Origin of the sequence: Streptomyces sp. DH12, assembly GCF_020873895.1 — a bacterium.
GTDB lineage: Bacteria > Actinomycetota > Actinomycetes > Streptomycetales > Streptomycetaceae > Streptomyces.
The window spans coordinates 48,116-73,199 of record NZ_JAHWGT010000020.1; the positions used below are offsets into that span (position 1 = coordinate 48,116).

At 77.6% G+C, this 25,084-nt stretch carries 23 protein-coding genes and 1 pseudogene; 11 read left to right on the forward strand and 13 right to left on the reverse strand.

Annotated features, from left to right (window positions below; translation table 11 throughout):
* Window positions 1-34: 34 nt before the first annotated feature.
* Together LPA54_RS19640 and LPA54_RS19645 are read right to left on the reverse strand one after the other, a co-directional pair.
* Window positions 35-1,330, reverse strand: a complete 1,296-nt coding sequence (locus LPA54_RS19640; RefSeq protein ID WP_228979580.1) for an FAD-dependent oxidoreductase — start codon at window positions 1,328-1,330, stop codon at window positions 35-37.
* 17 nt (window positions 1,331-1,347) lie between these two features.
* Window positions 1,348-2,835: an ATP-grasp domain-containing protein gene (locus tag LPA54_RS19645; protein WP_228979582.1), complete on the reverse strand. Its 1,488-nt coding sequence runs from the start codon at window positions 2,833-2,835 to the stop codon at window positions 1,348-1,350.
* 162 nt (window positions 2,836-2,997) lie between these two features.
* Here LPA54_RS19645 and LPA54_RS19650 point away from each other — a divergent pair, with 162 nt between their 5' ends.
* A complete protein-coding gene (locus LPA54_RS19650; RefSeq protein WP_228979584.1) occupies window positions 2,998-4,329 on the forward strand; it encodes a glycoside hydrolase family 26 protein in 1,332 nt (443 codons plus the stop codon).
* On the opposite strand, the gene LPA54_RS19655 is transcribed toward LPA54_RS19650, so the two are convergent.
* The 9 genes and pseudogenes from LPA54_RS19655 to LPA54_RS19695 form a co-directional block, all read right to left on the reverse strand.
* Window positions 4,292-5,407, reverse strand: a complete 1,116-nt coding sequence (locus LPA54_RS19655) for a GNAT family N-acetyltransferase (protein ID WP_228979779.1) — start codon at window positions 5,405-5,407, stop codon at window positions 4,292-4,294. The genes LPA54_RS19650 and LPA54_RS19655 overlap by 38 nt on opposite strands.
* Window positions 5,408-5,676: 269 nt before the next feature.
* Window positions 5,677-6,429, reverse strand: coding sequence for a lipopolysaccharide biosynthesis protein (locus tag LPA54_RS19660; protein WP_228979586.1), 753 nt, complete (start codon window positions 6,427-6,429; stop codon window positions 5,677-5,679).
* Window positions 6,426-7,526, reverse strand: coding sequence for a glycosyltransferase (locus LPA54_RS19665; RefSeq protein WP_228979587.1), 1,101 nt, complete (start codon window positions 7,524-7,526; stop codon window positions 6,426-6,428). The genes LPA54_RS19660 and LPA54_RS19665 overlap by 4 nt, the downstream gene beginning before the upstream one ends.
* A 269-nt stretch (window positions 7,527-7,795) precedes the next feature.
* Window positions 7,796-8,515, reverse strand: a pseudogene (locus LPA54_RS19670) (polysaccharide deacetylase family protein); the annotation flags it as partial.
* Entirely contained in the window at window positions 8,451-10,508 is a 2,058-nt protein-coding gene (locus LPA54_RS19675; protein ID WP_228979589.1) for a lipid II flippase MurJ, read from the reverse strand. The pseudogene LPA54_RS19670 and the gene LPA54_RS19675, both read right to left, overlap by 65 nt.
* Entirely contained in the window at window positions 10,501-12,015 is a 1,515-nt protein-coding gene (locus tag LPA54_RS19680; protein ID WP_228979591.1) for an O-antigen ligase, read from the reverse strand. The genes LPA54_RS19675 and LPA54_RS19680 overlap by 8 nt, the downstream gene beginning before the upstream one ends.
* Window positions 12,015-13,538 (reverse strand): exopolysaccharide biosynthesis polyprenyl glycosylphosphotransferase, encoded by a 1,524-nt coding sequence (locus LPA54_RS19685; RefSeq protein WP_228979593.1) that lies wholly within the window; start codon window positions 13,536-13,538, stop codon window positions 12,015-12,017. Before LPA54_RS19685 ends, LPA54_RS19680 begins: the two co-directional genes overlap by 1 nt.
* Window positions 13,535-14,695, reverse strand: coding sequence for a glycosyltransferase (locus LPA54_RS19690; RefSeq protein ID WP_228979595.1), 1,161 nt, complete (start codon window positions 14,693-14,695; stop codon window positions 13,535-13,537). Before LPA54_RS19690 ends, LPA54_RS19685 begins: the two co-directional genes overlap by 4 nt.
* 38 nt (window positions 14,696-14,733) lie before the next feature.
* Window positions 14,734-15,840 (reverse strand): DUF3344 domain-containing protein, encoded by a 1,107-nt coding sequence (locus LPA54_RS19695; RefSeq protein WP_228979597.1) that lies wholly within the window; start codon window positions 15,838-15,840, stop codon window positions 14,734-14,736.
* Between the two features lie 399 nt (window positions 15,841-16,239).
* On the opposite strand from LPA54_RS19695, the gene LPA54_RS19700 reads away from it, so the two are divergent.
* From LPA54_RS19700 to LPA54_RS19720, 5 genes are all read left to right on the forward strand, one after another.
* On the forward strand, window positions 16,240-16,479 hold the full coding sequence (locus LPA54_RS19700; RefSeq protein ID WP_228979598.1) for a chaplin: 240 nt from the start codon (window positions 16,240-16,242) through the stop codon (window positions 16,477-16,479).
* Window positions 16,480-16,746: 267 nt separating this feature from the next.
* Window positions 16,747-17,280: a hypothetical protein gene (locus tag LPA54_RS19705; RefSeq protein ID WP_228979601.1), complete on the forward strand. Its 534-nt coding sequence runs from the start codon at window positions 16,747-16,749 to the stop codon at window positions 17,278-17,280.
* A 444-nt stretch (window positions 17,281-17,724) separates the two neighbouring features.
* Window positions 17,725-18,000 carry a hypothetical protein gene (locus LPA54_RS19710; RefSeq protein WP_228979603.1) on the forward strand — a complete coding sequence of 92 codons (276 nt, stop codon included), beginning with the start codon at window positions 17,725-17,727 and terminating at the stop codon, window positions 17,998-18,000.
* A gap of 174 nt (window positions 18,001-18,174) precedes the next feature.
* Window positions 18,175-18,699, forward strand: coding sequence for a hypothetical protein (locus tag LPA54_RS19715; protein WP_228979606.1), 525 nt, complete (start codon window positions 18,175-18,177; stop codon window positions 18,697-18,699).
* 307 nt (window positions 18,700-19,006) lie between these two features.
* Window positions 19,007-19,345 (forward strand): chaplin, encoded by a 339-nt coding sequence (locus tag LPA54_RS19720; RefSeq protein ID WP_228979607.1) that lies wholly within the window; start codon window positions 19,007-19,009, stop codon window positions 19,343-19,345.
* A gap of 158 nt (window positions 19,346-19,503) precedes the next feature.
* Here the strand turns inward: LPA54_RS19720 and LPA54_RS19725 are convergent, their stop codons facing one another.
* Window positions 19,504-20,370: a tyrosinase family protein gene (locus LPA54_RS19725; RefSeq protein ID WP_228979609.1), complete on the reverse strand. Its 867-nt coding sequence runs from the start codon at window positions 20,368-20,370 to the stop codon at window positions 19,504-19,506.
* Entirely contained in the window at window positions 20,354-20,905 is a 552-nt protein-coding gene (locus tag LPA54_RS19730) for a tyrosinase cofactor (protein ID WP_228979612.1), read from the reverse strand. Before LPA54_RS19730 ends, LPA54_RS19725 begins: the two co-directional genes overlap by 17 nt.
* A gap of 190 nt (window positions 20,906-21,095) precedes the next feature.
* On the opposite strand from LPA54_RS19730, the gene LPA54_RS19735 reads away from it, so the two are divergent.
* From LPA54_RS19735 to LPA54_RS19755, 5 genes are all read left to right on the forward strand, one after another.
* Window positions 21,096-21,608 carry a DUF5949 family protein gene (locus LPA54_RS19735; protein WP_228979613.1) on the forward strand — a complete coding sequence of 171 codons (513 nt, stop codon included), beginning with the start codon at window positions 21,096-21,098 and terminating at the stop codon, window positions 21,606-21,608.
* 40 nt (window positions 21,609-21,648) lie between these two features.
* Window positions 21,649-22,410, forward strand: coding sequence for a vitamin K epoxide reductase family protein (locus LPA54_RS19740; protein WP_228979616.1), 762 nt, complete (start codon window positions 21,649-21,651; stop codon window positions 22,408-22,410).
* A gap of 70 nt (window positions 22,411-22,480) precedes the next feature.
* Window positions 22,481-23,656, forward strand: a complete 1,176-nt coding sequence (locus LPA54_RS19745) for a hypothetical protein (protein WP_228979618.1) — start codon at window positions 22,481-22,483, stop codon at window positions 23,654-23,656.
* On the forward strand, window positions 23,646-24,413 hold the full coding sequence (locus tag LPA54_RS19750) for a hypothetical protein (protein WP_228979620.1): 768 nt from the start codon (window positions 23,646-23,648) through the stop codon (window positions 24,411-24,413). Before LPA54_RS19745 ends, LPA54_RS19750 begins: the two co-directional genes overlap by 11 nt.
* Window positions 24,414-24,418: 5 nt before the next feature.
* Window positions 24,419-25,075 carry an RES family NAD+ phosphorylase gene (locus LPA54_RS19755; RefSeq protein ID WP_228979621.1) on the forward strand — a complete coding sequence of 219 codons (657 nt, stop codon included), beginning with the start codon at window positions 24,419-24,421 and terminating at the stop codon, window positions 25,073-25,075.
* Window positions 25,076-25,084: the final 9 nt, after the last annotated feature.

The following is a 25,084-nucleotide window of genomic DNA, read 5'->3' on the forward strand; positions in this document are numbered from 1 at the left end:
GTGACCGGCCTTTCCGGTGTCCGGGGCGGGCCGGTCAGCCCGGGGTCGCCACGGTGCCGCCCGCGCCCCGGGGGGCGTCGGCCGGGCCGGGACGGGCGACCGGCACGGCCGTCGGCCGCGGGGCGCGCAGCCGCCGCTCCACCCCCCGCACGAGCCGTTCCGCGGTGTACCCGGCGCCGTGGACGAACCGCATGGCGGGGCCGTACGCGGGGGCGGTGACGAGCCCCGCCAGGAACAGACCCGGGTGCGACGACTCGAAGTGCCCGCTCACCTCCGGCGCCCCGCCCCGGCCGACGGTGCCGAGCCCCGCCCGCACCTCGGGGCACAGCGGGTCCAGGCGGTCCAGCCGGGGCGCGAAGCCGGTCGCGGCGACGACGTGGTCGGTTTCCACCTCCGTCACGGGCGCGTCCGGCCCGGCGCCGGCGAGGCTGAGCCGCACGCGCCCGTCGCCGGTCGGGTCGGCGGCCACCACCGACCTGCCGAGCCGTACGTCGGGCACCGCCTCGAAGCGGTGCCGCAGCCACCAGGCGCCCGCCGGGCCGAGCGCGGTGGCGAAGAGCCGCTCGCGGGTCGGGCCGGGCAGCCGGCGGAAGGCGCCGGGGGTACGCGCGTACAGCAGGTTGCGCCAGCCGCAGCCGAGCCCGGTGTGCGGGGCCCGGGCGGCCTCCCAGGCGCCGCGGCGCAGCGCCGGCGGCACGGTGTTCCAGACCAGCCGCGGGGAGCGGGCCACCACGCGCGCGTGGGCGCCCGCCTCGGTGAGCAGTACGGCGGTCTCCAGGGCGGCCTGGCCGGCGCCCACGACCGTCACGTCGCGGCCGGCGAACCCCGCCGGGTCGGGCAGGTCGCTGCTGTGCGTCACGAGGTGCGGGGCGAGCGGGCGCAGCACGGCCGGCACGTCGAGGAACGGGTTGCCGCCCAGCGCGAGCGCCACCGTGTGGGTGCCGGTCTCCTGCCCGTCCTCGGTCGTGACGGTGAACCCGCCGTGCGGGCGCGGCCGGACCGCCACGACGGTCCGCGGGTCCACGTCGGGCACGGCCCGGCGGGCGAACCACTCGCCGTACGCGGCGAAGAAGGCGACCGGCAGGGGCACCCCGTGCTCGGCCCGTACGCGGCGGGTCGCTGCGTAGGCGGCGAGGCCGTGGGCCCCCGCCGGGTCCGACAGGTCGGACGCCCATGGCTCCGACTTCAGCAGCATGCCGGGGGGCATGCTGTGCCAGGAGCGCATCACGCGGCCGAAGACGCGCACGTCCAGGCCGCGGGCGGCCGCGTGGGCGGCCACGGAGAGGCCGTACGGGCCGGCGCCCACGACCACCAGGTCGTCGTCGTGCATGGGTCCCACCACTTTCGTCATCGTCGGGGGGAGGAAGGGGTCGGGAAGGGCGGCAGGGGCAGCTCGGGCGGCACCGCGGGTGCGGGGAAGGGGCCCGGGGCGGCCCCGTGCGGGGCTCTGGAGAGGGCTGTCGCGGGCGTGGGGCGGGCCGTCGGGTCGAGGGCGCGGCGGGCGGTCCCGGCGCGCCAGGCGCGCCAGGAGCACCGCCGGGCGCGGCGCAGTGCGTGGCGCAGTGCGTGGCGTAGTGCGTGCCGCAGCGCGCCGCACACGGCGGCCGTGGCGCGGCGGGCCAGGTGGGCGGCCCAGGCGCGGGCCATGGCGCGGGCCGGAGCGGGGTCGTCCGCCGCGTACCAGGCCGTCTCCACACCGCCGGGCCCGGCGTGCGCGCGCGGGCGGGGCCGGGGCGCGGCGAGGAGGGAGAGGGCGGCGTGGTTCTCCACCACGTACCGGCGGCCGTGGGCGGGGGCCAGGGCGGGCACCGGACGCCCCGTCAGGTCGAGGTGGAGCGCGCGGACGACGTCGGTGCCCCGCGCGTCGGTGAACAGCCGGAACTGCGCCCCGGGGCGCGGGTTGAAGTCCAGCAGGTGGTACCGGCCGGTGGCCGGGTCGCGGCGGAAGTCGAGGTCCGCGATCCCCCGGTACCCCAGGGCGGACAGCAGGTCGCGGGCCAGGTGCTCGACGGCCGGGTTCGGGGCCCACTCCCCCACGGCCGTCAGGCCCGCGCCGCCCGGCCAGGAGCGGACCTTCCGGCCGGTCCCCGCGACGCCGCAGGACCCCCCGGCGTCGCAGTACGCGTGGAAGAACCAGTCGCCGTCCCCGCTCGGCGGCAGGTACCGCTGGAGCAGGAGCGGACTGCCGGCCTCCGCGGCCCGCGCGTACAGCTCGCGCGCCCGGCCCGGGGTGCGGGCCAGGACGGTGCTGCGCAGCCCCCGGCCCGCCGGCAGCAGCCAGGGGCGGCTCCACTTGGCGACGACGGGCGTCCCCAGGGCGGCCGCCATGGCGGCCGCCTCGTCGGCGTCGGCGGGGACCAGGGTGCGCGGGTGGGGGACGCCCAGGCGCAGGCAGACCGCCGCCAGCCGGGCCTTGTCCGCGACGAGGGCGGGCAGGCCCGGCGGCTGGGCGGGCAGCAGGAAGCGTCCGGCCGGGCCGCCCGGTTCGCGCCGCAGCCCGTCCAGCGCGACGGCGGTCAGCTCGTCGAGGGCGAGGAGGACGGCGGGTGCCCCCGCGAGCGCGTCCGCGACCCGTACCAGGGCCTCGCGCACGGCCGCCGTGCCACCGCCCCCGCCCGCGCCCGCGCCCGCGTCCGCTTCGGTGACCGGCGGGCCGGGGTGGCAGCTCCGTACGTGGCGCGACCGGGCGACCGGGCCCGCCGCGCCACCCGCGACCACGTGGACCGGGACGCCGGCCCGGCCGAGGGAGCGGGCGGCGCCGAGCGTGCCGTGGTGGAAGGGGTTCCGGTCCAACCGCAGCAGCACGGCGGCGACGCTGGTGTCGAAGAGCGGCACGGGATGTCCTCGTCTCGATGCCCCGTCTGGGCGAGGGGTTGCACTGATGGCGTACGGAGGGGCGGGACCGGGTTCCGGGTCGGGCCGCCGCGCTTACGTTGGGTCCTGATGGCGGGTCGAACGGCTGAGTGACGGAGTGCGGCGCCTGGCGAAGGAGTGCGGATGACCGTCCGGAACGGAAAGACGACGAGCACCTGGCTGGCGGCGTGCGCCGCCGCGCTGCTGCTCCCGGCGGCCGTGCTCCCCGCGCCGGCCCGAGCGGCGGAAGGCCCCGCCGGGCCCGACCCGGTGGCGACCGGGGAGACGGCGCTCGGCGCGTACCTGCACTACGGGACCGCGGGCGTGGGGCGCATGGCGGAGCTGCGGGAGTGGCTGGGCGGTACCGAGCTGCGCGCCGGCCACACCTACCTGCCGGGCGACAGGTGGTCCAACATCGCGGGCCGGCCCGGCTTCCTCGACGCGTGGGCCGAGTGGCGGCGGGCCCGGGAGGACCGGCTGTTCGTCCTCAACGTGCCGATGCTGGAGCGCAACGAGAGCCGGCTGCCGGACGCGGTCGTCGCACGGCTGCTGCGGCACGGCGCGGACGGCCGGTTCGACCACCACTTCAGGGCGCTCGCCGAGCGGCTCGTGGGGCTCGGCGTGCCGGACACCGTCATCGTCCTCGGCTGGGAGATGAACGGCACCACGTACAGCCACCGGTGCGGCCCGGATCCGGACGCGTGGAAGAGGTACTGGAAACGCATCGTCACCACCATGCGTGAGGTGCCCGGTCAGGAATTCCGATTCGACTTCGCGCCCAATCGGGGCCGGGACGCCATTCCCTGGACCGAATGTTATCCGGGCGACGACGTCGTGGACATCGTGGGAATGGACTCCTACGACCAGCCGCCGGGCCGGACCTTCGACGAGCAGGCAAACGAACCGTACGGGCTGCGTCACCACGTGGAATTCGCCGCGGCCCGCGGGAAGCCTATCTCCTATCCCGAGTGGGGACTGTTCAGAAACGGCGACAATCCCGAGTACATGCGGCGGATGCTCGAATGGATCCGGGAGCACAAACCGCTGTACCACTCGATCAGCGACTACTGCCCGCACGGCGTGTGGCAGTGCGCGGGGAACCCGGAGTCGTCGGCGGTGTTCCGCGCGGCGCTCTTCGGGCTGGAGCCGGTACCGGCACGCCCCCCGGAGCCCGCCGAGCCGGGTGGGGTCGGGGACCCGGAGGAGCCGGAGGAACCTGCCGAGCCGGAGGAGCCTGCCGAGCCCGTCGAGCCGCCCGAGCCGGCGGAGCCCCCGGAGCCTGCCGAGCCCCCGGAGTCCGCGGAGCCGGTTGAGCCGGCAGGGCCGGTGGAGCCGGCAGGGTCGGATGGGACGGCCGGGTCGGCGGAGGTCGAGGTGCCGGGGGAGCCCGGCGGGTTGGACGAGGCGCGGTGTCCGACGGGCGGGCTCCCCCGGTGGCTCAGGAAGTGGTTCGACCCCGACCCGTGCGATCCGTAGGGGCCGTCGGGGCCGTCGGGGTCCGGCCGGCGGTGAGGCGGTGCCGCAGGGCGCGCGCCCAGGCCCGGTCGCGCAGCCGGTCCGCGGCCCGGCTGCGGCCGCCGACGTACGCCGCCCGCAGCCACAGCAGCGGGGCCGCCCGGCGGCGGGCCAGCAGCAGCCGCCCGTTGCGCACGGCGTCGGGGCGCCAGTGGTGCTTGTACGGCTCATCGCCCCGCAGCAGGCTCAGCGTGGCGCGGCCGGTGCCCTCGCCGAGCCGGGCGCCGTTGCGCAGCAGCAGCGTCGCGATGTCCACCTTGAGCGAGCGCAGCACCGGGTCGGCGCCGTACAGGTAGCCCCCGGAGAGCCGTGGCGACAGCAGCGTCAGGTCCACGGCGACCACCTCCCCACCGAGCAGGAACCGCGTCACGCGCGCGTGCCCCGTCGCCGCCATGGCGCGCACCGCCCGCCCCAGGTGCTCCCCGAAACGGGACGTGAGGTGTTCGGCCGTCACACCGCGGCCGGCCCACTGGCGGCGGTGCAGCTCCAGGAGGTGGTCCAGGGCGTCCGGCACCTCGTCCAGGGGGACGGGCCGTGCCGTGACGCCCTCCCGGTCGATCTTGCGGAGCTTCGCCCGGGCCCGCTGGGCCCGCTGGGGCGGCAGCCGGAGCACCAGCTCGTCGACGGGCACGCACGGCAGTTCCAGGCACGTGGAGTCGGGAAGCCGCCGGCGGGGACCCGGCCAGTGGGCCGGGAGCCGTTCGGCGGCTGCGCCGGGGCGCACCTCCCGCAGGTCCACGACGGCGCCTCGGGACAGGTCGGGGAGGTCGGCGAGCGCGGCGGCCAGCGCGGGCAACGCGTCGGGGCAGCCCTCGTCCACGAGGACGTCGCCGTAGTCGGTGAGGCCGCCGCCCAGGAACGCCACGGTCGGCGCGCGGCCCGGCGTCAGCCACAGGGGTGCCGCCGCGACGAGCCGCCCGTCGGCGACGCGGCGTACGAGGACGACCCGCAGCCGTCCGGGCACGCCGTACGACAGCCACCAGGAGTGCAGCCAGGCGTGCGTCTGGAACGGGGTGACGGTGGCGCAGCGCTCGTACAGGTCGGCCCAGTCGGCGGCGAGGGCGCCGAAGTGCTCGTCCTCCCGGCAGACGGTGGACGCGACGGCGACCGGACCGGAGGACACCGCCCCGGCCCCGGCGGCGCCACGGGCCTCGTCGGCGACGCCCGTGGGAACGGCGACGCCCGTGGGAACGGCGGGGCCGACGGGCGCGGTGGAGGTGGCGGGCGCGGCGGGGCCGGCGGGCGCGGTGGAGGTGGCGGGCGTCACGCGGGCGACGGACTCGGCGGCGGCGGTGCTCGGCGGCGTACTCACACGGTCTCCGGCTGCGGGGCGGCGGCCGCGGCGGTGCCGGAGCTGGGGCCGGGCACGGCCGCGGCGGCGGTGGTGCCCGGGGCCGGGGCCGTACCGGTGGCCGGGGCGGCGGTGCCCTCGGCCGGCGGCCGGGCGTCGGCCGCGCGGCGGGGGCGGACCAGCAGCGCCAGCCCGCCGAGGAGCCCGCCCCCGCTCCCGCCGACCAGGGCGGCGAGCGGCGCCGACGGTGAGACGGGCGCGGTCGGCGTGGTGGCGCGGGCGAACTGGACGACGCTCACGTGCGTACCGGCGCGGGCGTGCGCGCCCTTCTGCACCAGCGCCCTGGCCACGCCGTCCGCCATGGCGGCGGCCGTCCGGGCCCGCTCCGACCGGGCGGTGACGGAGATCATCGGCGCGTCGGGCGAGGTGGCCGCGGTGACGCTCGCACGCAGCTCGGCCGGGGTCACGCGGGCCCACACGGCGGCGTCGCCGGCGACGGCGATGTCCGTGGCGACCCGCCCGTAAGCCTGCGCCAGGCCCATCGCCGCGGCCGGGTCGGACCGCTCCTCGGGGACGACCACGACGTAGCTGGTGGCCGCGTACTCGGGCGTGGCGAGCAGCCCGTACGCGCCGCCGGCCGCGGCGCCGGCCAGCACCGCCGCCGGCACGGTCCAGACGCGGCCGGGGCGCGGAGCCCGGGCGGCGGTCGGGCGGGCGAGCCGGAGGAGCCGGACGAGCCGGTCCGCTCCGGGGATGGTTCGCGGGGTCATCGGTCACTCGTTTCTCGGTAGAGGGCCATCAACTGCCGGGCGGTACGGGCGATGTCGTACCGGTACGCCGCCGGGGGCACCGGGCCGCGCGCGGTGCCCGCCGCGCGGGCGGTGCGGGTCGCGCGCACGGCGGCGGCCACGTCGGCGACGGTGCCGCCGATGCGGCGGGCCGCGGGCGCCTCCTCGGGCGGCAGGTCGTCGAGGGCGGGGCAGGCCACGTAGCGGACGGGCAGCCCGGCGGCCAGCGCCTCGACGACCGCGAGGCCGAACGCCTCGTCGGCGGAGGGGGAGACGAAGACGTCCATCGCGGAGAGCAGCGCCGGCAGGTCGCGGGTGACGGCGCCCGCCCACACCACCCGGTCGTCGACCCCGGATGCGCCGGCCAGCCGTTCCAGCCGGGTCCGCTGGGCGCCGTCGCCTACGAGGAGGAGGCGCACGTCCGGCGGCAGTTCGGCGAGGGCGCGGACCAGGACGTCGAACCGCTTGCCCGGGACGAGCCGCCCCACGCCGCCGACGACGTACGCGTCCGGTGGGATGCCGAGCCGTCGCCGGGTGGTGGCGCGGGCCCGCTCGTCGTGGGCGAGGGCCGCGGCGTCGACGCCGTTGGGGACGACGTGGACGCGGTGCGGCTTCACGCCCCAGTCGGTGAGCCGCCGGGCCACGGTGTCGGAGACGGCGACGGTGGCGGAGCCGAGCCGTTCGGTCGCCAGGTACAGGGCGCGGGCCCCGGGGCTGAGGGGGCGCCCCTCGATCTGCGCGGCGCCCAGCGAGTGCTCGGTCGCGACGACGTTCCGCACTCCGGCGAGGCGCGCGGCGATCCGCCCGTACACGCACGCCCGGTACAGGTGGGTGTGGACGACGTCGTAGCGGCCGCGGCGGATGAGCCGCACGAGCCGGGGCAGCGCGGACAGGTCGCGGTTGCCGCGCATGCCGAGGTGGACGACGGGGACGCCGTCGGCGCGCAGGGCCGCGGCGACGGGGCCGGGGTCGGTGAGGGTGACGACGCCGCTGTGCACGGGGAGGTGGCGCAGGAGGAGCCGCAGCTGCTGCTCGGCGCCGCCGATGCCGAGCCCGGTGATGACGTGCAGGACCCTCATGAGGCACGCGCCCGTACGGCCCGCAGGTCGACGGGGGCCGGGCCGGTGGGGGCCGGTTCCCCGGTGGGACCCGGCCTCCCGGTTGCGGACGGCCCCACCGCGGCGCAGGCCGGAGTGGGCCTCCCCGTGGCGGCCGGTTCCGGCCCGGCGGAAGCCGGTACGGGCCTCCCCGTGGCGGCCGGTTCCGCGGTGGCCGGCCCGCCGGCGGCGGGCGCCTGTGCCCCGGCGGCCCGGGGGCCGGTGGCGGGCGCCGGCCGGTCGGCGGCGGGGAGGCCGCCGGGGGCGCGGCGGCGCAGGGCGTGCAGCCGGTGCTTGGCGTACAGCCGGAGTGCCGTGTCGCGCTGACCTACGTGGACGCGCGGCAGGGCGTGGGGGCCGCTCAGGGCGCCCGGGTCGATGGCGCAGGCGTACGCGTAGCCCGTGTCCCGCGCGGCGGCGGCGACGCGCGCGTCGACGTGCCCGTACGGGTAGCAGAAGCCCGCCGGTGCCTCGCCGGTGAACACCCGGAGCAGCTCCCGGCTGCCGTGCAGCTCCTCGCGCAGGGCCGCGTCGTCGAGCGAGGGCAGGGAGACGTGCCACAGCCCGTGGGAGGCGACCTCCATCCCGGCGTCGGCGCAGCGGCGCAGCCCGTCGGCGGTGAGGAGCGGTTTGCGCGGCCCCCGCTCGTCCCACGCGTTGTCCCCGCCGAGGCGGCCGGGGAGGGCGAAGACGGTGGCGGTGCAGCCGTGGCGGCGCAGCAGCGGGACGGCCGCGTGCAGGAAGTCGGCGTACCCGTCGTCGAAGGTCAGTCCGACCAGTCCGGCCGCCGTGCCGCGGGCCGTGGCCGCGAGGAGCTCGCGCACGGCGACCCCGCGCAGCCCGCGGGCGCGCAGCCAGCGCAGTTGGGCGTCGAGCCGGGCGGGGGTGACGGTGACGCGGTACGGGTCATCCCGGTCGTCGTCGACCGAGTGGTACATCGCGATCCAGGGGGGCGGGGTCCGACGGAACATGGTGCTGCCTTCGCGTGAGGGGGCTGCGCGGTGCGGTGCCGCGCCGGAAGGGGGCGCACAGCGCGGCGCGCGCCAGTCCGGGCACGAGCGGCGCGCGCAACGCGTGGGCGGCGGCGGGGAAGACGGTGAGGACGGCGGCGGCCGCGAGGGCCGCGCCGGCGAGGGGGGAGCCGGGCCAGGAGGCGCAGAGCCGGGCGGCGAGCGCGGCGACGGCGGCCGCGGCCGTCAGGCGGGCGAGGCCGCCGGCGAGGCCCGCGGCGCGGAGCGGTACGTTCCGGCGGCTCGCCCCGGCGAGGAGGAGCGCGGCGGTGAGGGTGATGCCCGCGGCGTTGGCCAGGGCGATGCCGGGGGCGCCCCAGCGGTCGGCCCACAGGGCGCCGAGGGCGGTGTTGGCGGCGATGCCGAGGAGCATGGCGCCGGCCGGGAACCACAGGGGCCGGGACGCGGCGAAGTAGCAGCGGACCAGGGCGCCGACGAGGGTGTGGCCGAGCAGGCCGAGTGCGTACACGCGCATGACGGCGGCGGTCGCGGCGGTGTCGGCCGCGTCGAACGCGCCGCGCTGGAACAGCATCTGGACGATCTGCGGGGCGGCGGCGGCGACGGTCGCGGCGCCGGCCAGGACGAGGGCGCCCGCCAGCAGCAGGTCGCGTTCGGCCCGGCGCCGGGCGGTGGCGCCGTCCCCGGCGGCCATGGCGCGGGCGACGACGGGGAAGCTGACCGTGCACAGCATCAGCGACAGCACCATCGGCAGCTGGGCGACCTTCTGGGCGTAGTTGAGGTGCGAGATCGCGCCGGCGGGCAGCGGCGCGGCGAGGAAGCGTTCGACGAGGACCTGGCACTGGCGGCTGACGGCGAAGACGACGACCGGCAGGACCAGCGCGAGCGCCACCCCCGCGGCCGCCCCGCCCCCGCGCGCCGCCCCGTCCCCGCGCGCGGCGCCGCCCCGCGGCCGTACGCCCGCCGTCGCCCGGCGCAGCGCCCGCGCCACCGCCCGCCCTGCCGCCCGTACCCGCCGCACGGGGCCGCCGGTGCGTACCGGCCCCGCGGCGCCTGCGGGACCCGTGCGTACCGCTCCCGCGGCGCCTGCGCGGCCGCCGGTACGGCCCGCCCGCAGGCGCCGGACCAGCGCGGGCGCCTGGACGAGCGCCATGAGCGCCCCGCCCGCCGCGACCCCGACGGCCGCCGCCCGTACGCCGAGGGCGGGGCCGAGCAGCAGCACGGCGGCGATGATGCCGGTGTTGTGGACGACGTAGATCGCGGCGGGGGCGAGGAACCGGCCGTGCGCCCGCAGGGCGGCGCTGACGTACCCGGCGAGCGCGAACGACAGGACGCAGGTGGCCGTGAGCCGGGTGCAGTCGACCGCGAGCCGCTGCTCCGGCAGGCCGGGCGCCAGCAGCGGTACGAGCAGGGGCGCCGCGGCGGCGACCAGCGCGGCCCCCGCGGCGGCGGCCAGGGCCGTCCCGGGGAGCGTCGCGCGGACCAGGTCCAGCACCGGGTCGGGGCCGGGGGCGGCGGCCCGCCGGGCGAGGGCGCGGCTGAACGCCGGTACCAGGAGCAGCGCCATGGCGTCCTCGATGAGGAGCGTCGCGGCGAACTCCGGGACCGTCCACGCGATCAGGAACGCGTCGGTGTCGGGCCCCGCGCCGAAGGCGTGGGCGAGCAACTGGTCGCGTACGAGGCCGAGCAGCGCCCCGGCCGCGGTGAGTCCGGCGGTGAGGAGCGCGGCGCGGGCGAGGAACCGGCCGGTCGGCGCCCACGCCGCCCCGCCCCGCCGCCCCCCGGGCGCACCGGAACCCTCGGGCCCCTCGGACCCCCCGGCCGGACCGGCCGCGCCGGCGCCACCGGCCCTACCCGGGCCACCAGCCGCCCCGGAGCCGCCAACCGCCCCGGACGCGGACGCCGCACCGGCCACCGAAGGCGCACCGGCCACCACGGTCGCGGCCTGCCCGGCGGACGGTTCGGCGGGGCGGCCCGGCCCCGCGAAGCTAGCCACGGGCGCCCTCCGGCGGCGCGTCCGGCCCCGCCAGCGCCCACCAGGCGGCCACGCCCAGGACGACGGCGGTCAGGACGGTCGACGGGCCCCCGATGTCGGCGTACAGGAAGTCGACGAGCTGCCAGCCGAGGAGCCCCGTGGCGACGAGCGCGCAGTCCAGGTGGCGTCCCGTGCGGCGGGCGGCGGGCAGGCGGCGGCAGGCGCACACCAGGAGGGCGAGCCAGCCGCCCGCGACGGCGAGGAGGCCCAGCAGGCCCTGTTCGCCGAGGACCAGCAGGTACATGTTGTGCGGGGAGAGCAGCGGCTGCCGCCGGAAGCCGGCGCCGGCGCCGGCGGTGTCGCTGCCGGACGACAGGGCGAGGGAGGCGTGGGCGTCCCGGTGGCTCGGGAAGCCCTTGAGGCCGACCCCGGTGAGGGGCCGTTCCCGCCACATCCCGGCTGCCGCGGCCCACAGGGTGTACCGGTCGGTGACCGACCGGTCGGGCGCTGCGGTGACCTGCGTGATGCTGGCGACCCGCTCCTGGACCATGGCGGAGCCGACGCCGAGCCCGCCGACGAGGACCACGCCGAGCGCCCCCGCCACGAGGGCCGCCCCCAGCGCCCGCCGCGCCCCGGTCAGCGCGAGCTGCGCCCCGCAGACGAGGACGGTCGCGATCCACGCGCCGCGGCTGAACGACAGCACGAGCGGCACGGCGAGGAGGGCGGCGCAGACCAGGGCGGCGACCCGGGCGCGGCCCCTGGGCCCGCCGAGCGCGAGGCCGACGGCCGCGACGATGCCGTACGAGACGACGGTCGCCATGCCCATCACGTCGCTCGCGCCGAAGGTCCCGACGGCCCGCACGTCCTCGCCCATGTACGAGGCGCCCGTCCCGGTGGCGTACTGCACGACGCCGATGGCGCCCTGGACGAGGGCGAGGCCGACGAGGGCCCGGGCGACGGTGACGAGGTCCCGCCGGTCGCGGAGGGTCAGCACCACGGCGGCGGGGACGAGGACGAGGACCTGGAGGTGGCGGACGACGCCGGGCAGGCCGGCCGCCGGGTCGTGGGAGGCGACGGCGGCGGCGCAGATCCCGACGGCGGGCAGGCCGAGCACGACGGCGGCGAGCCGCGTCAGGGGCCGTACGCGCGCGCGGGTCAGGCGCACCGCGCACCACACGGCGAGGACGCCGGAGGCCGCGTCGGCGAGGGTGGCGCCGCCCGGGCCGGAGCCGTCCGCTCCGGTCGGGGCGGCGAGCAGGGCGACGACCGCCAGCAGGGGCAGCAGGTGCGCCCGCCCGCCGCGCGGCGCCGTACGGACGGCGCGCACCAGCCGGTCCGGGCCCAGCCGGTCGAGTCGTCCCGGGCCCCCGGCACGGGCCCACGGCACCCGGCCGCGCCCCCCGCCCCGCGCCCCCTCGGGCGGCCCGGCGCCGGGCCGGTCAGGGGCGGACCCGGATCCGTCCGGAACGGCGGCGGGCGCGTCCGGGGCGGGCGCGGCGAGGGTGGCGGGGCCGGCGGGCGCGGCCATCAGCTGCCCGCCGGGCGGATCAGCGTGGCGGCGGTACGCAGGAGGATGCGCACGTCCTGCCCGAGCGACCAGTGGTCGATGTAGTGGTTGTCGAAGCGGCACCGGTCCTCGATGGAGGTGTCGCCGCGCAGCCCGTGCACCTGGGCGAGCCCGGTGAGGCCGGCCGGCATGCGGTGGCGGGCGGCGTAGTCGCCGTGGAGGCGGCTGAACCGCTCGACGAAGTAGGGGCGTTCGGGGCGCGGCCCGACCAGGCTCATGTCGCCCCGCAGCACGTTCCACAGCTGCGGCAGCTCGTCGAGCGAGGTGCGGCGGAGGAACGAGCCGACGGTGCCGAGCCGTTCGTCGTGGGCGACGCTCCAGCGGGTGGCGGCCTCCCGCTCGTCCGCGGGGCGCAGCGTGCGGAACTTCAGCAGCGTGAAGAGCCGGCCGCCCTCGCCCACGCGCTCCTGCCGGAAGAGGACCCCGGGCCCGTCGGCGAGGCGTACGGCGACGGCGCACAGCAGCAGCACGGGGGCGGCGGCCAGCAGCAGCAGCCCGGCGCCCGCCACGTCAAGGGCCCGCTTGGCGGCCCGCCCCGGGCGCGGCCCGGGGCCCTGGAGGAGGTGGAAGGCGTACCCCCACAGGTGTCGCCCCATGGGCTCGGGTACGGCCCCGGCGGGCCGGGCCCCCACGCGCGCGGGGGGCCCGACGAGCCAGGTGGCGCACCCGTGCCGGTGCATCAGGGCCAGCTGCTCCGCGCGGGGGGCGCCCTCGTCGGCGGTCACGAACAGGACGTCCTGGACGCCGTTTTGGATGACGGCCCGCTGGACGTCCTCCGGGGATACCAGCAGCGGCAGCGCCGGACCGGGCGACGGCCCGGCGCCCGCCGGCTGCGGGATGTCCTGCGGGGCGGCGACGAGGCCCACCGGGCGGACGCCGTGGTCGGGGTGCTGGAGCAGCAGGGCGGCGAGGCGCTGCGCGGCCGGCGGCGCGCCCACGACGAGCGCGGCGCGCGGCTGGTCGCGGGCGACGCGGCGGCGCCGGTGGTGGACGGCCGCCCGGCCGGCGCAGACCGCCGCCAGGTGCAGGGCGTACGCGCCGGCCAGCGTGCCGGGACCGAGGGCCTGCTCCGGTGACCGGGCGGCGAGCAGGGCGGCCGCCGCGCACCAGACGGCGGCCAGCCGCCCGGCGAGCACGGGGAGTTCGTCGAGGAGGCCGGCGTACCGTCCGGCGCGTACGGCGCCCAGCGCGGTCGGCCGGTACAGCCCCGCCCGCGCGTGCAGGGCGACGACGCACGCGGTGAGCTGGAGCAGCAGCGCGGCGGACCGCTGCCCGGGGGTGAGGACGGCCGCCGCGGGCAGCACGGCGGCGCACTCCACGGCCACGAGCGCGGCGACGAACGGCGCCTGGGGTGCCTGGCGGGGCCGCGGCGCGGCCGTCCGCCCACGGGCGCCGCGCTGCGGAGCGAGGGCGAGGCCCCCGCCGGCGGGACGGGCGGCCCGGGTGGTGTGGGCACCGGAGGTGCTGGTGCTTTCCGTGGTCACTGGGGGATCGGCTCTCTGAGCTCGCGGTGGCGCGGGGCGACGGCCACCTCGCGGTACACGTCGGCGATGGCGGCACCCGCCCGGCGCACGTCGAAGCGGGTCAGGACGTGCTGGTGCGCCTGGCGGCCCAGGGTCTGCCGGAGGATCGGCCGCTGGAGCAGCCGGACGAGCGCCGCGGCCAGCGCCTCCGCGTCGCCGGGCGGGACGAGGCAGTGCGCGTCCTGGCCGGGCGGGAGGCTCTCGCGGGCGCCGTCGACGTCGGCGAGGAGGACCGGCCGGCCGGACGCCATGGCCTCCAGCGGGGCGAGCGCCATGCCCTCCCAGCGGGACGGCAGGACGACGAGGTCGGCGGCCCGGTACCAGGGGCGGACGTCCGCCACCGCCCCGGCGAGGACGACGGACGGTGGCGCCGCGGCGCGCAGGGCCCCGGCGGCGGGGCCGTCGCCGACGAGGACCAGCCGGGCGCCCGGTACGCGCGCGGTGACGGCGTCCCAGGCGCTCAGCAGGACGTCCTGCCCCTTCTGCCGGCACAGCCGCCCCACGCACACCACCACGGGTGCGGCCGGCGGGGTGCCCGGGACGAGCACCCTGCGGGCGGCGGCCCGTTCGGCGCTCGTCGGGTAGGGGCCGAACCGGGTGGTGTCCACGCCGTTGTGCACGACCGTCCAGGCGGCGCGCACCCCGGCGCGCTCGCCGCGGCGGCGTTCGGCCTCGCTGACGCAGATGACGCGGTCGGTCCAGCGGGCCGCCCACCGCTCCCAGCGCCGGGCCAGCGCGGCGGTCGCCCCGTCGACCGCCTCGAAGGACCAGGCGTGCGGCTGGTAGACGGTGGGCACGTGGCCGCGTACGGCGATACGGGCGGCAAGCCCGGCCTTGGCGCTGTGCGCGTGGACGAGGTGGGGACGTACCAGGTCGACGAGTTCGGCGACGCCGCGGCTCTCCGCGAGGACCCGCCGCCCCGGTTCGCGGGTGGCGGGCCAGGCGTGGAGCTCGGCGCCGTGCGCGAGGACGGCGGCGGCGAGGGGGGTGCCGGGCGGGCAGGCGACGGCGACGCGCATGCCCTGCGCCACGTGGGCGCCGACCACGTCGGCGACGACCCGGGCGACCCCGCCGTCCCCGGGCTGGACGACGTGCAGTGCGGTGAGGGGAGGACGCACGCTGGCCCCTTTCTGAGCAGCGGTGGCGGGGTGGGCGGTCAGCCGCGGGCGTCGGCCTCCAGGGACAGCGCGCCGAGCCACACGTAGTCGCCGGCCGTGCCGACCCGCACGGAGACGTCGTCGGCGCCGCCGACGAGCGCCGCGTCGAGGTCGAGGACGTCGGAGTCGTAGCCGAGGGTGTTGCGGTGGGCGGGCTCGCGGCGGATCCGCTCGGCGCCGGAGTCCGTGACGGTGGAGTTCAGGACGTCGTCCCGGGCGTTCGCGGAATCGTGCAGCGCCACCGGGCGGCCGGTACGCGGCGAGAAGGCGAGGGAATCGCCCGCCATACCCCGGTCACCGTCATAGGCGACGATCCCGAGGCGCCCCGAACCACCCACGGGAATGCTCATCCGGCCGAGTTCCACGTTCACCGAACGCCGATCCCTCGTGAGGGTCTCGAATCCGTCCCAAAGGGCGAGGTGGCGCAACGGGGCGCCTTTCTTCGCGTACGCCACGACGAGCGTCCAACCTCCCCAGGCGCCCACTCCCGAACGGCCCATGGCGACGTTGATCTGGGCGACGGTGTACATGCCCGGACCGGAGTTCCTGACGAGTTCCGTGAGGTCCGCGGTGGCCTGGAAGGCGTCGGCGCCGTCGGCAGTGCGGTGGCCGATGACGGAATCGGCGAGAACGTCCTTGTAGGCGCCGCCGGGTTCCGCGACGAGGACCCGCCCGTTGTCCTTCGGCGGCTTCTGCTCGCCCACGCGGAGATTGCCGCCCCAGTACAGCCGGGCGTACGTGACCTGCGCGTCCTTCGGCAGGACGAGCTCGGCGCGGCTGGAGTTGAAGGTGTTCGGGTCGTCGTCCACGTCCGTGTAGAACATGTCGTGGTCGTGGTTCGCGGCGAGGCCCTTGCCGTCGCGCGCGGAAAGACAGGCCGCGTCCGCGGTGGAGTCCTTCGCGGCGGATTCCCGGCAGGTGATCGCCGAATTCGCGGCGCGCGCCAGGCCGCCGTGCTGGACGGCGTGGTACCGCTGCGAGAAAGCGATGCGCGGCTGCTCCTTCACGCGGGGCGCGGCCGCGGCGGGCAGGACGGCCGACAGGGCGGCGCAGGAAAGAACGCAGATCAGCCCGCGCCGCACGGCGGGCACCACTGGATTCCGCATAGGGGTTCTCCGCATTGAGGAGTGAGGAAACGGATCCCACCGGGATGGATCGACGCAACAGCACGCACGTTATAACCCCATGAGCAAAACACGAAGCATTGAGAACATACGGGGAGCAACACGACCGTTTATCTGACACGTTCACCCCCGTTCCGCTCACCCCGCGGCACGACACGGCGCCCCACGGCACTCCGCGACGGCCCCGACTCGGCCGACCGGCGGAACCGGCAGCCGCGCCCTCCACCGCCGGCCGCACCGCCACCCGGCGGTACCCGTCGGCGCCCGCCGGCCCGTGACGTCACCCGTTCGGTGGCGAAACCGCCGGAGCGCTCACGCGTTGTTGATGCAGCCGGCCGCGTCGGCCGCACCGCCTCACCCGAAACCTAGGAGTTCTCCACCATGTCCCGTATCGCGAAGGCTGCCGTCCTGACCTCCGCCGTAGCCGCGTCCGTGGCGGGCGCCGCCGGCGTCGCGAACGCCGACGCCGACGCGCACGGCGCGGCCGTGGGCTCCCCCGGCGTCATCTCGGGCAACATCGTCCAGGTGCCGATCCACGTCCCGATCAACCTGTGCGGCAACACCATCGACATCATCGGCCTGCTGAACCCGACCTTCGGCAACGTCTGCGTCAACGACTGACGACCGCGCCCGGCTCCTCCCCCACGCGGCGGCGCCGCCCCGGGAACCCTCCCGGGGCGGCGCCGCCGTGTGTCCGGCCACCCTCTTGGCGGCGTACCGGCACCGGCCGCCACGACCGGCGCCGCGGTGCGTCCCCGCACGTCACAGCGGGTGCGGTCACCCGACGGGCGCAGTCACCCTCCGTGTCGTACGCGTTTGCGGCCGCCCGGTGGGCGGCGCACGGTGAGGACACCAGTCCGCCGTCCTCCCGGAAGGAAGAACTCGCGCATGCGCCTCCTGACATCCCGCAGCGTCGCGGTCGCCGCCGTCTGCGCCGCGCTCGCCCTCGGCACCGCGGGCCCCGCCCTCGCCGACGCCCCGCAGACCCGCCCGGCCGCGCCCGCCGCCGACACCACGGACGACGCCACCACCGCCGTGCAGGCGGCGGTGGACGAGCTGATCGCCTCCCTGACCAAGGACCAGGCGACGACCGGCATGCCCGAGAACCTGCCCGAGTCCGTACAGAAGTTCATCGACACCGTCCTCGGCAGCGTCGGCGGCCTCACCGGCGTCACGATGCCCGACCTCCCCGCCGACGTGCCGAGCACGCAGGTCCCGCAGGCACCCGGCACCACCACGCCCGGGACGCAGGCGCCGGCCACGGGCACCACGCTGCCGGGCAGCGTCGTACCGGAGATCACCGTCCCCGAGATCCCGCGGCCGGAGATCCCCGTCACGGGCGTCTCCAGCGACTGGTTCCCGGACACCGACGACTTCGCCCCGCAGGCGCCGACCACGCTCCCCCAGTCCCCGACCGCCTAGGGGGTGTCTTGTCGATCAGGCCGGATCGGCGAGCGGCGTCCGGTGTCGTGGATCGCGAGGCGGAGGAGGGGGCCGATGCGGGGCATCGGCGACCGACGACGACGCGGCGAGGCGCGGCACCGGGCGTCGGGAGACCGGCATGATCGGCGAGACACCCCCTGGGCGGGTCCGCGCACGGGCGTGGCGCACCACCGGGCCGGGCCCCCACCGCCGAGGCGGTGCGGGACCCGGCCCTCCGTCTCACTTGGCGTCCTTTCACACTGGTCGGAGTATCCGACTGCCGCACTTCGTTCGGGTGCAGTGGCGAGAAATAACCGCCTACGGAGTTTCCGCCGCGCCGGGGGATCGTTACAGAGGGCAGAGAGCGCCGAACCCGTCCGGTCAAGTACCGGCTCGGGGGCGCGAGTTGCCACGCACGATGCCTTTCCAGGAAGGACTCTCCCGATGAAGCCCACGAAGGTTGCCGCGGTCGTCGCCGGCTCCGTGATGGCGATGGGCATGGCCGCCCCCGCCTTCGCCGCCGACACCCTCACGCCCTCCAGCCTCAACGGGGCGGTCGACACGCTGGGCAAGCGGGGTCTGGCCGAGGCGGTTCCCTCCGGCGGTGTCGACAAGGTGGCCGACAACAAGGTCGTCGGCAAGGTCGCCGACACCGCCGGCGGCCTGGACGCCGCCGACAAGGCCGCACCGCTGCTGGGCGGTCTGCCGCTCGGCAAGTAGCACACGGGGGACGGGGGGCCTGACGGGGACGACGCGGTCCCCGCCCGGCCCCCCGTTCCCGTGTTCCGGGCATTACTGCAAGCAGGCGAATTCCGCGCCGTTCCGCGGCGGTGCTCGTTACAACCAGGCAGAAACGAATTCCAGTTCACACGTCCGGGAAGGCGTACGCAGAAGATGAACGTGAAGTCTCAGGTCGGTACGGGGATCCTCGCCACGTGCCTCGCCACGGCTGCCGCCGCGGCGATGGCCGCCCCCGCGGCCGCCGCGGAGGCGCCGGTGGATGTCCCGCTGCAGCCCCTGGGCAGCGTCCTCCCCGTCGCCCCGCCCACCGTCAGCACCGGGGTGCCGCTGCTCATGCCCGGCACGCCGGAGGGCCTGGGCCACGTCGGCGAGAGCGGCCTCCCGGAGCTCCTGCTGGTGCCGCGCACGCCGATCGACAGCGAGTTCCCCGAGACCCGCGTCGAGGCGCCACTGCCGAGCCTCCTCGGCGGTCGTCCGCTCGGCACGGCGCTGCTGACCTCGCCGCGCTCCGACGTGGAGACCTTCACGCCCGGCGCCACCCTCGGCGAGCCGCTCTCCCTGCCGCGGGGGGAGGCGCTGGGACTGCCCGGCGTCCAGCTGCCGCGGGCCGGCGTCCTCTCGCCCACCCTCTCCGGCGTCCTGGAGACCGACCTCGGACTGGCCGCGCAGGAGGACTGAGCCACCTGCCGGGCGACGGAGTGAAGAAAGCGTTCTTCCCGCCACCCGCCCGGCCGTCGCTCGTTACACCCGACGGCTTGTCGCATGGTCACCGGCCCGCGGTGCCCCGCCGGCCGCCGACGCACCCAGCGTCGTCGTCCCGGGGCCCGCGGGCCTCCGTGCGTCCGGCCCGGTCCGATGGGCAGCACCCGTTGGGCCCTTGCGGTACACACAGCGACGAACCCGTTACCCCACGTGAGAAATCGCGTTGAAGCGGGGTGACGACCGCTGGTCCGCGGTCGTGTTCCCACCCACAAGGAGTTCCTGAATGTCTCGCATCGCGAAGGCTGCCGTCGTCATCGCCGGCACGGGCGCTGTCGCCCTGAGCGGGGCCGGCATGGCCGTCGCCGACGCCGGGGCCGACGCCGCCGCCGTCAACTCGCCCGGTGTCATCTCGGGCAACATCATCCAGGTGCCGATCCACATCCCGGTCAACCTGTGCGGCAACACCATCGACATCATCGGCCTCCTGAACCCGGCGTTCGGCAACGTCTGCGTCAACGGCGGCAAGGACCACAAGGAGAAGGACGAGGACGGCAAGGGCGGTGGCCACCACGGCGGCGGCCACCACGACAACGGCAACGGCGAGAACGGTTACGGCGACTGACGCCTGCCCCCTCCTGCTCCCCGTGCCGCTCCCCCGGCACGGAAGTGGCCCCCGGCACATCGCCGGGGGCCACTTCCGTGTCCGCGCCCCTCAGGCGTACCGGTACGGGGGCTCGGACGTACCGGTACGGGCGCCGAAGGCGCATCGGCGGCGTCGGCTCAGGCGTACCGGTACAGGCGGCTGTGGTCGGCGAGCTGAGCCGGTGTCACGTCCCACGGGGGCATCGGCTCGTCCCGCGCCACGACCCGCCCGTGCTGCGCCGAACCGCGCGGCGGCGGGGTGGCGGGCAGGTAGCGGACGCCGGGGTTGCCGCGCTGCCAGCGCGACCAGACGGCGTCCACGAAGGCGTGGTGGAGCCAGAACACCGGGTCGTTGACCGAGGCCGCGCCCAGCATGAGGCCCCCCACCCACCGGTGCACGCGGTTGTGGTTGCGCAGCCGGGCGCTGCCGCGGCCGGGCACCCACCCCTCCAGCCGGTTGCGGAAGCCGCCGGGGCTGGTGGAGTCCCAGGGCTCGGCGTCGTACACGGTCTCCCGCGTCGCCCACGCCAGCTCCTCCCGCGTGGGCAGCTCCACGGGGTCCTTGGGGTGGCCGAAGTCGCGGGTGAGGAACCGGTCCTCGGTGACGCCGACGTTGATCGGCCAGTTGCCCGAGGCGTACGCGAAGGGGCCGGTCGTCACGCGCAGGTCGCCGCGCCGCCCGTTGCCGCCGAGGAAGTCCTCGCCCCACGGCTGGCCCACCGGGCTGCGGTCGCGGGTCCAGTCCCAGTACGGCACGGTCACGGTCGGGTCGACCTCCCGCAGGGCCCGCTCGAAGTCCAGCAGGTACTGGCGGTGCCACGGCAGGAACGACGGCGCCATGTGCGCGGTCCGCAGCCCGCTCTCGCCGTCCGCGCCGTAGTAGGCGATGTGCGTGCGGACGAAGTCGTCGTACCGGCCGGCGCGCTTCAGCTCCAGCACCGCGGCGACGAACCGGCGCCGCTCGGCCGCGCTCAGGTCGCGCTGGTCCTTACGCGTGTACGCCATGGCCGCCCCCCTCCCCGCGCAGCGCCGCGCCGTGCCCGACGGCCCGGGCCAGCCGCGCGCCGCCCAGCTCGTCGACGGCGGCGCGGGTCGCGGCGAGCGGCGTGTCGTACGCCTCGTAGTGGTTCACCAGGGTGAGGTAGCCCCCGTCCGCGCAGCGCATCAGGTGCAGCGGCCGTCCGTCGACGAGCACCTCGAACTCCGGCACGGCCGCCGCGACGGGCCTGCCCTGGATGCGGCGGCCCCGGTACGTCTCGTCGAAGGCGCTCTGCGCCCCCGCACCCAGGCCGGCGGCCGGCCCCGGCAGGGGGCGCCCCCCGGCACCGCCGGCCGGCGGCCCGCCGGCGCGCGGGGTGGTGGCGACGTGCGCGAGCGCGCCACCGGTGAACGACGCGACGGCCGCGGTGAACAGCGCGCGAAGGACGCCCCGGCGCAGTGGGCCCCGGCGCGGTGGCCCCTGCCGCAGTGGTCCGCGACGTGGGGCGCCCCGGAGCCCGAGGCGGGCGGTGAGGGGCGGCTGCGGGCTCTTGGCGATCATGAGCGATCTCCCGTAGGGCTCGTGCGGGCGGTGGACTCCCTCCCCGGGGGTCAACGACGCGATCCGCGAACCGTTGCGAATGAGGGCCCGAATCCCCGACACGTCAAGGTGAATCGAGCCGAACGGGTATCGGCCGAACGGGTGGATTCAGCCGGGAGTGGACTCATTCGCCCCACTAGTATCCGGCGCCATGACCTCTTCCCCCGCCGTGACCGCCGTGACCCCGGACAGGCAGCGCTCCCCCCTGGGGACGCTCACCGTCATCCCCTGGTGCAGCGAGCCGACCGCCGACGACCCGGGCGAGCCGATGCTCATGGTGTACTCGCTCGGCGACGGGCGGGACGGACCGGAGGCCGGCGAGGAGGCGATGCGGGCACAGCTGAAGCAGCTGGGCCTGTCGATCGGCGAGCGCCTCGTGGACCTCGGCCGGGACAGCCGGATCGCCATCACGCTGCTGGTGGAGGCCGAACAGGCCGTGCTCACGCTGCCGTTCATGAAGGTGCAGTGCCCCGTCCCGCCGGAGTGGCAGCGGGCCGCGCACGCCAAGGGCCAGGTGTACCTGATCTTCGCGGTGCGCCCGTGGCCGGAGGCGGTGCCCGGCGTGGAGGTGTCGGAGGAGCGGCTGCGGGCCTTCGTCACCGGCGACGGCCTCCTGGAGGGCGCCGCCCACTGCCTCGCCCCCGTCCTGCGCGTGCGTACCTGACTCCGAGAGGCCCCCGACACCGAGAGGACCGGTGAGTACCGTGGCGACCACGCGCGACACGAACACGGGGTCCGTCCCCGCCCCCTCCCCCGCCCCGGACCACGCCCCGGGCGCCCCCGGCGGCTCAGCCGGGCCCGGCGGCCGGGCGCCCGGGAGCGCCTCGCGGCGCGGAGCCGGCCCCGGTCCGGCGAGCGGTCCGGGCGCCGGGACGGGTGACGCGGACCGGGCGACGGGGGCCGGCCGGGCGTTCGCCTGGCTGCTGGTGGTGACCGGCGCGGCGGGGGTGCTCGCGGCCTGGGTCATCACCCTGGACAAGTTCCGGCTGCTGGAGGACCCGACCTACACGCCCGGGTGCAGCCTGAACCCCGTCGTCTCCTGCGGCAGCGTCATGAAGAGCGCGCAGGCCGCCGTCTTCGGCTTCCCCAACCCGATGCTGGGCCTCGTCGCGTACGGCATGGTCGTCGCGATCGGCGCGGGCCTGCTGGCCGGGGCCCGCCACCGGCGCTGGTTCTGGCTCGGCCTCCAGGCCGGGACGCTGTTCGGCGTCGGCTTCTGCGCGTGGCTCGCGCAGCAGTCCCTGTACGTGATCAACGCCCTGTGCCTGTGGTGCTGCCTGGCCTGGGTCGCGACGGCCGTGATGTTCTGGGCCGTCACCGCGTACAACGTCGGCCGCGGCCACCTGCCCGCCCCGCGCGCGGTACGGCGCCTCCTCGGCGAGTTCCCGTGGGTCCCCCCGGTGCTGCACCTCGGCGCCGTGGGGATGCTGGTGCTGACCCGCTGGTGGGACTTCTGGACCGGCTGACGGCCCCGGGTGGGGCGGGGTTCGGGAAGCGGGTTGTGGGACCGCTCCGCCTGTTGGGATGCTTCCGTCCATGCCGACCGGCCCCCTGCCCGACCACGCCTCGCTCCTCGGGGAGGTGCGGGCCGTACGGCGCGCGGGCCTGGTCCGCCTCCGCGCACTCGACCTGCCCGCGCTCTCCCGCGCGGCCGGCGCCTTCGGCCGCGGCCCCGGACGCCACCCGGTGGAACGCCTGCTCCGCGCCGCGGTGAACCGGCTGGACGCGGTGACCCTGCGCGAAGCCGCCGCCTACTCCCTCGGCCTCGCCCAGGGCACCCGCGACTGGCCCGCCGCCGACCGGCGGCGCAGGGCCGCCGAGGTGTACGGCGTGAGCGTCGAACGGTTCCGCAAGCACCACGAGCCCCTGGCACTGGGTCAGGTGGCGGAGCAGATCGCGGGCCTGGCCGCCGAGCGGGTCGCCGCTCCGGGCACCGAAAGGGCCCCCGCCGGTGGGCCGGCCGCCCGCTACGGGCCCGCGCACCGCGTTCTGACGGCCGGAGGGCACCGGGTCACCCTGCACGTCCACCCCGTGGACCTACTCAACGACGTCGACGTCGTCGTGTCGCCGGCCAACGTCTGGCTCGCGCTGCCCGAGCCGTACAAGTCGTCCGTCCCCGCGTCGCTGCGGCGCGCCGGGGCGGTGCGCGGCCCGACCGGGGAACTCGTCGAGGACCTGGTCCACGACGGGCTGCGGGCCTGGGCCGCCCGGCACGGCGCCGCCGGCCGGCCGGTCCAGCCGGCGACCGTCGCCGCCACGGAGGCGGGCGCGCTCGCCGCGCAGGGCGTGCGCCGGATCTACCACGCGGCGGTGGCCGTGCCGAGGGCGGGCACCAACGACTACGACGTCCTGCCCGCCGACGTGACCCGCGCGGTGACCCGGGTGTTCGCGCTGCTCCGGGAGGAGTCGGCCCGCTTCGACCCGCCGCTGCGGTCGCTGTGCCTGCCCCTGCTCGGGGCGGGCCGGGGCGGCTTGGCCGCCGTGACCAGCGCCACCGCCCTCTGGGCGGCCGTCGAGGCGGAACTGGCCCGGGGCGCCCCCTGGGAGGTGCACCTGGTGGTGCTGGACGACACCGACGCCGACGTGCTGGCGCGCGTGGTGGAGGGCGGTGTCGGTGCGGGCGGTGCCGTGCCGGGCGGACCGGGAGGGGCGGCGGGGTGTGAGCGGTGCCGTGCCGGGCGGGCCAGGGGAGGCGGCGGGGGTGAGCGGTGAGGGGGGTCGGGTCGGCGATCCGTACGAGGTGCTGGCGCGGGCGGCCGCCGAGTGGGACGACGTGGAGCCGCGGCTCGACGCCGTCGCGCGGGCGCGGCTGGGTGACGCGCTGCGGGGCCTGCGCGAGGGGCCCCGCCCGTGGGACGCGGCCCGTGACGCGGTGCGGGTGCTGGCCGCCGCGCTGCCGGAGGGGGCGGGAGCGCGGTTCGTCGCCCCGGCGGTGCCGGACGGGCCGCCGGTACCGGACGGGGCCCCCGGGGGAGGCGGTCCGGTGGTGTCGGGCGGCTTCCCCGCGGAGGGCGGCCCGGCGGTGCCGGGTGCGGGGGCGGGGGCGCCGTACTCCGCCGCGTACGCCGGTTTCCGTGCCGTGGACCTCGCCGCGCTGGTGCTCGACGGCACCCGGATGGTCGGCCCCGTGCTCGGGCCGGTGCGGGACCGGCTGCTGGCGGTGCCCGCGCTGTCGGAGGACGCCGTGCGGGAGCGGGGCGGCGACCCCTCCGCACCCGGGCTGGTCCGGTTGCGCGGGGCGGGGGGCGCGGTACGGCTGCCGTGCTTCCAGTTCGCCGGGGGCGCGCTGCCCTGGCCCGTGGTGCCGGAGGTCAACCGCCTGCTCGACGCCGACGGCGACCCGTGGGCCGTCGCCGACTGGTGGCTCTCCGGCAACGCCTGGCTCGCCGCGCCGCCCGCCGCGCTGCTCGGCACCGGCCGGGACGGCGCGCTGCTGGGCGCCGCCCGGGCCCTCGTGGACGGGGGGTGACGGCCGTGCCCCACGCCCCGCCGCCCGCCGCGCCGCCCGGTACCCCCGTGAAGGCGACGCTGCCCGCGGGCACGCCGCTGTTCCGGGTGCACCGGGCCGAGTGGGCCGCCACCGCCTTCAACCCCGTCCCCGCCGACCGGCTGTGGGGCGGCGGCCGGTTCGACGCGACGCCGGACGACCCGTACCGCTTCCTGTACGCCGGAGCCACGGCCGCCGCCGCGGTCTGCGAGTCGTTCCTGCGGTCGGTGCCGCACACCGGCCCGGGCCCGCGCGTCGTGCCGCGCGCCGCGGTGCGCGGCCGGCGGCTGGCGTTCCTGCGGCTCGCGGTGGACGTGGACGTCGTGTCGCTGATGTCCGGGCGTGACCTGGCGGCGGTCGCGCAGGACTCCTGGCTGGTGCAGGCGGAGGCGCACGAGTACGCCTTCACGCGGGCGTGGGGGCACTGGATCCGGCGCCACACCGACCCGTGGGCGCGGGGCTTCGTGTGGCCGTCGAAGCGGGAGCCCGCCGACCGGGTCGCGGTCCTCTTCGGCGACCGCTGCCCGCCGGGGGTGGTCGAGGAGACCGGCACGCCCGCCGTGGACCTCGCCGGACGGGACGGCGAGGAGTGGCTGAACGGCCTGCTCGCGCCGTACCAGGCCCGGGTCGGCGGGCCCCGCTGACGGCGGGCC

Bases quoted from the DNA above. Each gene is read 5' to 3' on its own strand.
- LPA54_RS19705 (WP_228979601.1), top strand. From the start codon at position 16,747: ATGCGCCTCCTGACATCCCGCAGCGTCGCGGTCGCCGCCGTCTGCGCC.
- LPA54_RS19730 (WP_228979612.1), bottom strand. From the start codon at position 20,905: ATGATCGCCAAGAGCCCGCAGCCGCCCCTCACCGCCCGCCTCGGGCTC.
- LPA54_RS19700 (WP_228979598.1), top strand. From the start codon at position 16,240: ATGTCCCGTATCGCGAAGGCTGCCGTCCTGACCTCCGCCGTAGCCGCG.
- LPA54_RS19725 (WP_228979609.1), bottom strand. From the start codon at position 20,370: ATGGCGTACACGCGTAAGGACCAGCGCGACCTGAGCGCGGCCGAGCGG.
- LPA54_RS19720 (WP_228979607.1), top strand. From the start codon at position 19,007: ATGTCTCGCATCGCGAAGGCTGCCGTCGTCATCGCCGGCACGGGCGCT.
- LPA54_RS19710 (WP_228979603.1), top strand. From the start codon at position 17,725: ATGAAGCCCACGAAGGTTGCCGCGGTCGTCGCCGGCTCCGTGATGGCG.
- LPA54_RS19715 (WP_228979606.1), top strand. From the start codon at position 18,175: ATGAACGTGAAGTCTCAGGTCGGTACGGGGATCCTCGCCACGTGCCTC.
- LPA54_RS19695 (WP_228979597.1), bottom strand. From the start codon at position 15,840: ATGCGGAATCCAGTGGTGCCCGCCGTGCGGCGCGGGCTGATCTGCGTT.
- LPA54_RS19665 (WP_228979587.1), bottom strand. From the start codon at position 7,526: ATGAGGGTCCTGCACGTCATCACCGGGCTCGGCATCGGCGGCGCCGAG.
- LPA54_RS19660 (WP_228979586.1), bottom strand. From the start codon at position 6,429: ATGACCCCGCGAACCATCCCCGGAGCGGACCGGCTCGTCCGGCTCCTC.
- LPA54_RS19745 (WP_228979618.1), top strand. From the start codon at position 22,481: ATGCCGACCGGCCCCCTGCCCGACCACGCCTCGCTCCTCGGGGAGGTG.
- LPA54_RS19640 (WP_228979580.1), bottom strand. From the start codon at position 1,330: ATGCACGACGACGACCTGGTGGTCGTGGGCGCCGGCCCGTACGGCCTC.
- LPA54_RS19735 (WP_228979613.1), top strand. From the start codon at position 21,096: ATGACCTCTTCCCCCGCCGTGACCGCCGTGACCCCGGACAGGCAGCGC.
- LPA54_RS19650 (WP_228979584.1), top strand. From the start codon at position 2,998: ATGACCGTCCGGAACGGAAAGACGACGAGCACCTGGCTGGCGGCGTGC.
- LPA54_RS19680 (WP_228979591.1), bottom strand. From the start codon at position 12,015: ATGGCCGCGCCCGCCGGCCCCGCCACCCTCGCCGCGCCCGCCCCGGAC.